Origin of the sequence: Sulfitobacter sp. G21635-S1, assembly GCF_027213915.1 — a bacterium.
In the GTDB taxonomy this organism is placed as follows: domain Bacteria; phylum Pseudomonadota; class Alphaproteobacteria; order Rhodobacterales; family Rhodobacteraceae; genus Sulfitobacter.
In genome coordinates this window covers 1-6,560 of the sequence record NZ_JAPWGV010000055.1, presented here as the reverse complement: position 1 = coordinate 6,560, position 6,560 = coordinate 1, and the positions used below count along the sequence as shown (strand labels likewise).

The window sequence follows — 6,560 nt, the reverse complement described above, 5'->3', positions numbered from 1 at the left end:
TGTCGCGTTTAGTTCCCGATTTCAATTGAAGCAGTAAGCTGAAACTGAAGCGCTGGAAATTCACTTTAGCGCTTCACCAAGGCCTCAAGTTTCCTGGTCTTCACAGCCCTGCGGCTTTGGTCAGGTTCACCCGGAACCTGTCGCGCCTGCGCTGGTAGCGCCGGGTCATCTCGGCCGACGCATGTCCGAGTTGCTTTTGAACATAGCGCTCATCAACCTCTGCCGACGAGGCGAGCCCTGCGCGTAAGGAGTGGCCAGAGAACATTGCCAGCCGTTTGGCTTCCGGCAGATCGGATCTGACGCCACTCTTCAGAACGGTTGCCTTGATCAGTCGGGCTACGTGCTTGTCGGAAAGGCGAGTCTCGAGTGCACGTTTGCCGTCCCGCGAGGTGCGCACGAAGACCGGGCCACAGTCGATTTTTGCAAAGTGTAGCCATTGTTCCAGCGCGTGGACGGGACAGGTCTGATCGCTTGAGCCGCGCCCGATCTCGACCTCGCGCCAGCCGGTCTTGGCATTGAGGGTGAGCAGGGCGCCTCCATCGAAGAACTCGATCCAGCCGCCGGAGTCCGGAGTATCGTCCTTATGCACATCGAGGCAGACCACCTCCGACCGGCGCAAGCCGCCTGCATAGCCCAAAAGCAGGATCGCCCGGTCTCGGAGGCCGCGGAGATCGTAGGGAAGGGTGGCCACCATGGCCTGGATGTCCTCAGGCAGGATCGCCTCTTTCTGAACCGGCGGGCGCGCATGCTTGCGTTTGATCCCGGCCAGAACCGTGGCGATGTGGCGGTTCTTGCGATCAAGAGTGAACCCGCGCTGCCTGTAGTTCCAAGCGAGGCCGGAGAGACGCCGCTCAATGGTGGAGACCGAGAGAGCTGGGGCCTTTCCGGTCGCGGCGGCCAGGTCCGCCACATAGAGCCCGACCATCTCGGGCGAGGGGGGCAGAGGTTCCGTGCCTTTCAGTCGGCACCAACGGGTGAAGTGTTTCCAGTCGGCCGAGTAGGCCTTGTTGGTGTTCTCGGCTGTAGAGGCCTCGGCGTAGTCGCGCGCGGTGTCGATCAGCCGGTCGAGCGCGCCGGAGCCGACCACATGAGCGGGCAGAGCGATTGAAGCTCGGTCCCGAGGGGTTCTCTCGTCGTGTTCGTCACTGTTCAGCGAGTCATAGGACGCTGAGCTCGAAATCTCTGCGTCAGACGCGTCGGAATCCTCGATTTTGGTGCCGTTATTCGTGAGATTGCCCATGTTTTGGGGCATATCATTTTTATGTCCGATAACGCAAGGTTATCGGACGTTATGGCAAAAGATAGAGTGAGGCGTTTTCTGTGCTATTTTCTGGAGCAAAGCGCCGCGATGGTTTAGGCTTCAGTCATGACATTTGCCCGACCGGAACACTCCATCTACACAGACACTCTACCCCGGATGCCCGCATGGGTCACCTCGGCACGTCCTGAAGCCTTTGAAGATGTGGCGTTTTTGTCGGGCGCGGCGCTGAACCACCTGCATCTTGTGTTGGAACGCGAAGAGGTCCCCAAAGCCTTGTTGCGGGATCGGCTGGCGCTGCGAGCGGCCGAGGCATGTGTCGGGTTTTCTGGTCGTCCGGAAAGAGCCCCAGAGCTGCGCGACGCGATTCATCTTCTGCGCCCTGGCGATCTACCTGGTCCCGCGGGGGAAACTTACCTTGCCTGGCGTCGCGCGGTGGAACGGTCGGTGTCGGTCAAGGCTTTGAGCCGAGTTTTACCGACCTTCGAGTCGTGCCAGATCGCCACGTGGCTGGATGCGGGACATGGGGCACCGGTGACCCGTGCCGTGGTGGTGCTAGATGCTGTCCTGACGGAGGCACCCCGTGCCGAAGTCCCGGCGTTGATCCTCGCGGACGCCGCCCTCGCCGAGGCGCTTGGTTGGGATCATGTCGTGCCGCTGCTGGCCGCGGGTTTGAAACGTGCCGACCTGCGCAAGCTGGGCCACGATTTGCGCCTAGCCTGTCATCGCGCTGTGACCGCATCCGCGGTCGAGGCCACGCGTCTGGCTGTCGACCTCGCGCGTCGGGCTGCGCTTTTGAAAGGGGTTGCACCAAAGCTTCGGGCCAAGGGGGCGGCCGACGCCGTCGAGATCTTCCTGACACAGGACGCGGTGGCACCCGGTGCCTTGCCTTTGCCGGATCGCGCAGCGCGGCGGCTCTGCGACCGGCTGGTTGACCTTGGGGCGGTGCGCGAACTGACTGGCCGTGACACCTTCCGGCTCTATGGAGTGTAGGAATGGTTAAGGACCGCTCCGAACCCCAGCTTGACCGCGAGTTGACCGACCTGCCGAAGGAGTTGCGCTGGCGCGAATGGATGCGGCGGATCGAGGCGGTGCTGTTTGCCTCTACCTCGCCTGTACCGCGCGAGGATCTGGCGCGCATAGTGGGGCAGGCGGCCTCGGTTGATCTGCTGGTCGAGGATCTGGCCGCCGATCTGGAAGGGCGGGCGTTCGAGATTGCCATGGTCGCAGGGGGGTGGATGTTCCGGACGCGGACCGCTTACGCGCCTGCGATCCGCGCCGCAGCGGATGTCGGGGACCAGTTGCTGGACCTGAACGAGTTCGACGTCGCGATTTTGGCGGCCATCGCCTACCACCAGCCGATCACCCGCGACGGGCTGAAGGATATCTTCGGCAAAGAGATCAGCCGGGACCTGATCGGGCGGCTGCATGCACACGGTCTTATTGGAACTGGCCCACGCGCGCCGCGTCGTGGTGCCCCCTACACCTTTGTGACCACAGACGCGTTCCTCGCGGCCTTCGGGTTGGAGAGCTTGCGCGACCTGCCAGATCCTGAACAGCTGAATGACGCCGGGCTGGCCGCGCGCGCCTGAAATGCACCGGGAATTCTCACAGCGCTTGCCGCTTCTGATGAAGCCACGCGGCCGCTTGAACGAGATCTGCCAAATCCGGGCCAGCGGTGGTGGGGCAAGGCCCAGCTTTGGGCCGAGGCAGGACGGCATCGCTGAATGATGTGACCAGTCCGCTCCAAGCTGGCGCAGCTTGAGCGACGCGTTTCCAATAAGAGATCGCGGGACTTCTTCGCGTTCCGAAAGGCGTCGACCTCTCTTCCGTCAATTGCCGAAACAGATGATAGCGATCTCGATGAGGGAGGCGCGGGATGGACATGCGCTGTTTACCAAATTGAAAGCAGGCTGATCCAAGCAGGTCCGAAAGTGATCGCCCCGCTGCCATCCGATGCCCTGCTGCATGCAAACGAAGCAGATCGTCGATCAGGCGCTCAAGGCGCTGAACCCCATCGGCGGCAGGACGGGTGCGTTTGCAGAGCGCCGCGCCGCACAAGGCGCAGATCTGATGCGGCACAAGATGCTTCTGGCTGAACGGAGCCAGTCCGCGCCCGCAGGATGGGCACCTGTCCCGAAGTCGGCAGCCGTGGCGAGCGCAAGAGACTCGTGTGGCCAAGCTCCAGCCTCGGCGAAAATATGGCGTTTCGTCTTCTGCCAGACAAGCCGGACAGAATTGCAGCCAGGTAACCTGCCTCCCGGGTGCGCAGGTCTGCTGAGACCCTGGCCGCAGGGGCAAACGCAGCCCGGGCAAAGGATCGGGAGCAACGGTCAGAGCCGCGATGTCTTCCAAGGGTATGTGGGTATGCTCCCCCAAAAGTCGCAGGATGCGATCGGGCAACGCCCGATCAAGCCGTGCCGACCAGTTCTCACCCGGCGCTCCGAGAAGCGCACCGAAATAGTGGGGAGGTACGCCGTTGGCGTAAGCGAGGCGGTGCAGCCAACTCGACAGAAGTTCACCAGGTGCGGGCATAATGCCCATCGGCCAACGGCTTCCCGCCGCGCTTGCATACCGCTCTGCAGGCATGATGGAGATCTCGGTCGGCCCAAACCTCATGTCATTTCTTGACGCAAAGTGGAATGGCGGCGCCGCGAGAGAGGCACATAGCCGAGGTCCGACAGGGCTGCGCCCGTGATCCGGTCCTCACCGCGCGAGATTGCCGCAACTGCGGCCCGGGTGACGATCTCGACAACCTCGCCGATCAGCCCCTCTGACAGATCATGGATGATCTTCGCCAAGGGTTCGCGCGACAGATCGGAGGCTTCGGCGAGCGGCAGACTGGCTTCCAGGCTGTCGAGAAGCGTCGCGAACTCCTCGTCATACGCCCATCGTGGAATGGGGATCGTATCGAAACGTGAGCCCATTTCGTCGGTGTCATGCACCGCATCGTAGATCGCGATTTCACCGACAAGGACGGGTGAGATGTCATGCACCCGTGCGATCCTCCGCAAGAACGAGAAGATGGCCTTCACATCCTGGCGCCGCCCGCGCAATGCGCTGTGGAACTCGTCGAATATCAAAAGGCGCGGCTTCAGGCGCTCCAGAAGATGATCCACCTGATCGCCGGCGCGGGACAGGCTGCGCCAGCCAGCGGCTTGTGGCGCGCGCAATCCGGACAGGATGCTGGCATAGAAATGCGACAGCCCTGCACCTTCCCGGGTCTGGATCACCCACACCTTTTGCTGGTCGGCGGCACGCAGATGTTCGACGGCGAAGCGTTCGGCGATCATGGTTTTGCCATTGTGGTAGGGACCGGCAAGCAGCAAACCGCGTGGGCGCAGGGATGGCGGTCGCTCAAGCAGCAGTCGCATTGCGTCATGCGCCGCGCCGGCGGCCGGATGGCTGATCCAGCGCGGCGCGCGAACATGGGCGATCCGCACTGCGTCATCGGCCTGCAAGAGCGGGACTATGGCGGGCATTAGGTGATCCGGCACCTTACCAATCCTCGACAGGAAAGACCCGCCGCGGGCGATCCGGGTCGAGCTTTGCCTGGGCCGAGGCGGAAGGCGCAGCGAAGTCGGCATAAGGCTTCTTTGCCTCGGTGGCATGCCGGGCGCGGGTCATCTCCTTCAACCGGCTTTTCGGGGTTTTGGCGGCGGCAACAGTTGCGGCGATTTCGCGTCGGATGGCTGATGCCTCCTGTACAGGGCGCCGCTGGATTTCACGCCGCTGTTGTCGATCCGCCTGGTGCTGCCAAAGCGTGATCGGCTCGGCCAGTCCGTCCCGTCGCCTGACCGGCCGCCAGGCCTGCGTATCCGGATCCTTGACGTAGACATGGCTGATGTCGCGAGGATCATAGCACAGATCGAGCGGCTCCAGCCGGTCACGACGCGCAACCAGCGGGCCAAGCCAGGGCTCGAAATAGTCGATGGCGAAGAGACTGATGCCCTGAGGTGAAATCTTCCGCGTCTTGCGCGGCAGGAAATTGAGCAGCACATCGACAGGTGCATCGATCGGTCGGTCCTTCGGCTGGAACCGATCTTCCCACTCTTTCGCCGGAACGGTCAGCTTGCGCGCATTCTGGCTCAGGTTGTGGTCGATGATCGCGAGCGCGATGCAGCGTTCAAGATCCGCGAAGCTGAGCCGTGCCCGCGCTTCCGAGGCATAGTCGCCCCGATCCGCGATGGAACGCCCCGTCTTGCCGGGCAAGGCGCGTAGCGCCGTGTTCACTTTCCCCAGCAGGCGTTCGACGACCCCGCCCCGATGCACGGTGCCCTTGTTGCGCATGCGTATGGCAATGCCATAGTCCGCGCATCCTCTGCTGAAGGTGCTGCTCTGGAATTCCTTGGCGGAATCGACGACGATCTGCTTCGGGCGACCATGCATCGACCACGCATGATCGATGCCGCGTTCTGCCAGCCAGTCAATCTTGCAGCACATCGCGTGCGCAAGACAAAGCGCCACAGACAGTCGTGACGGCCGCTCGAGGGTCAGGCAGAAGCCGATGATCGCGCTCGTGGCCACATCTGCAGCGATGGTCAGATAGGGGCGACCAACGAAGACGCCGTAGTCATCAATCACCTCGACAAACTGGATGTCTGCCGGCGTGTGATCGATCTGGACAACGTCGAGCGCGTGGTTAGCCCGGATATAGCCCGGTCGCGGCTTCAGCCGGTGCAGGTGTTTACTATCTGACAGGCGGCGGCGGGCAATTTCTTCCGGGGCGAACAGAATGGGGATACGCCGGGCGACAGTGACATAGGCGGGCGGAGCATGCCCTTCCTCTGCGCAGCGGGCGCGGATCTCTTCGACGATCGGTGCAAGGTCCGGCTGCTCAGGACGCAACCACATCTCCCGCAGGGTCATCGCGATGATGCTCTCGACCGCGGGGCTGATCCTTGGTTTCCTTTTTCCACTCGTTCGCGGCAGCAGGGAGGATATCCTGCGCTGTTCTCGATACCGCGCCAGATAGTTGTAGACTTGGCGTGTCGAGAGCCGCAGCTCGGATGCCGCGCGCACAACGGCCTCACGCACCGGCGCCGCTCCATCAAGAATCCAGTCCAACTCACGCGCGATCCGCGTTGCCTTGGACCACGCTTCATCCGAGGCATGCCCTCCGCCAGACGTCATCGATATGAAACTTTCGAGACCGGCTGGGCCGTGCGCCAACAGGGTGGCCACTTGCTGAAATACAGAACCAAAATTGAAGCCCTTAGCTGAAAAATGGTGTGCGATATCGTGGTATCTTCCAGAAATCACGTAATGAACATGTGCTGAAATGGTGAAGAAAATGCGACAG

Annotated in this window: 6 protein-coding genes; 2 read left to right on the top strand and 4 right to left on the bottom strand. The window is 62.3% G+C overall.

Annotated features, from left to right (window positions below; translation table 11 throughout):
• Positions 1-100 precede the first annotated feature (100 nt).
• The gene (locus O4H53_RS26700; RefSeq protein WP_269367989.1) at positions 101-1,240 is read right to left on the bottom strand and encodes a tyrosine-type recombinase/integrase; all 1,140 of its coding nucleotides are present in this window, start codon (positions 1,238-1,240) and stop codon (positions 101-103) included.
• A 126-nt stretch (positions 1,241-1,366) separates the two neighbouring features.
• Between O4H53_RS26700 and O4H53_RS26695 the strand changes: the two genes are divergently transcribed.
• Both O4H53_RS26695 and scpB read left to right on the top strand, forming a co-directional pair.
• A complete protein-coding gene (locus O4H53_RS26695; RefSeq protein WP_269367987.1) occupies positions 1,367-2,251 on the top strand; it encodes a DUF1403 family protein in 885 nt (294 codons plus the stop codon).
• A gap of 2 nt (positions 2,252-2,253) precedes the next feature.
• Entirely contained in the window at positions 2,254-2,850 is a 597-nt protein-coding gene (gene scpB, locus O4H53_RS26690) for an SMC-Scp complex subunit ScpB (RefSeq protein WP_269367984.1), read from the top strand.
• A 16-nt stretch (positions 2,851-2,866) separates the two neighbouring features.
• Here the strand turns inward: scpB and O4H53_RS27235 are convergent, their stop codons facing one another.
• The 3 genes from O4H53_RS27235 to O4H53_RS26680 all read right to left on the bottom strand — a co-directional run.
• Entirely contained in the window at positions 2,867-3,793 is a 927-nt protein-coding gene (locus tag O4H53_RS27235) for a TniQ family protein (protein ID WP_443069649.1), read from the bottom strand.
• Positions 3,794-3,873: 80 nt separating this feature from the next.
• Complete coding sequence (locus tag O4H53_RS26685; RefSeq protein ID WP_089852561.1) at positions 3,874-4,740, bottom strand: TniB family NTP-binding protein; 867 nt, start codon at positions 4,738-4,740, stop codon at positions 3,874-3,876.
• Between the two features lie 16 nt (positions 4,741-4,756).
• On the bottom strand, positions 4,757-6,560 hold a 1,804-nt coding region (locus O4H53_RS26680), incomplete at its 5' end, for a Mu transposase C-terminal domain-containing protein (RefSeq protein WP_331284257.1).

What these genes read in the sequence shown, in the direction of transcription:
- O4H53_RS26700 (WP_269367989.1), bottom strand. Translation starts at nt 1,240, where the DNA reads ATGGGCAATCTCACGAATAACGGCACCAAAATCGAGGATTCCGACGCG.
- O4H53_RS27235 (WP_443069649.1), bottom strand. Translation starts at nt 3,793, where the DNA reads ATGCCCGCACCTGGTGAACTTCTGTCGAGTTGGCTGCACCGCCTCGCT.
- O4H53_RS26695 (WP_269367987.1), top strand. Translation starts at nt 1,367, where the DNA reads ATGACATTTGCCCGACCGGAACACTCCATCTACACAGACACTCTACCC.
- O4H53_RS26685 (WP_089852561.1), bottom strand. Translation starts at nt 4,740, where the DNA reads ATGCCCGCCATAGTCCCGCTCTTGCAGGCCGATGACGCAGTGCGGATC.
- scpB (WP_269367984.1), top strand. Translation starts at nt 2,254, where the DNA reads ATGGTTAAGGACCGCTCCGAACCCCAGCTTGACCGCGAGTTGACCGAC.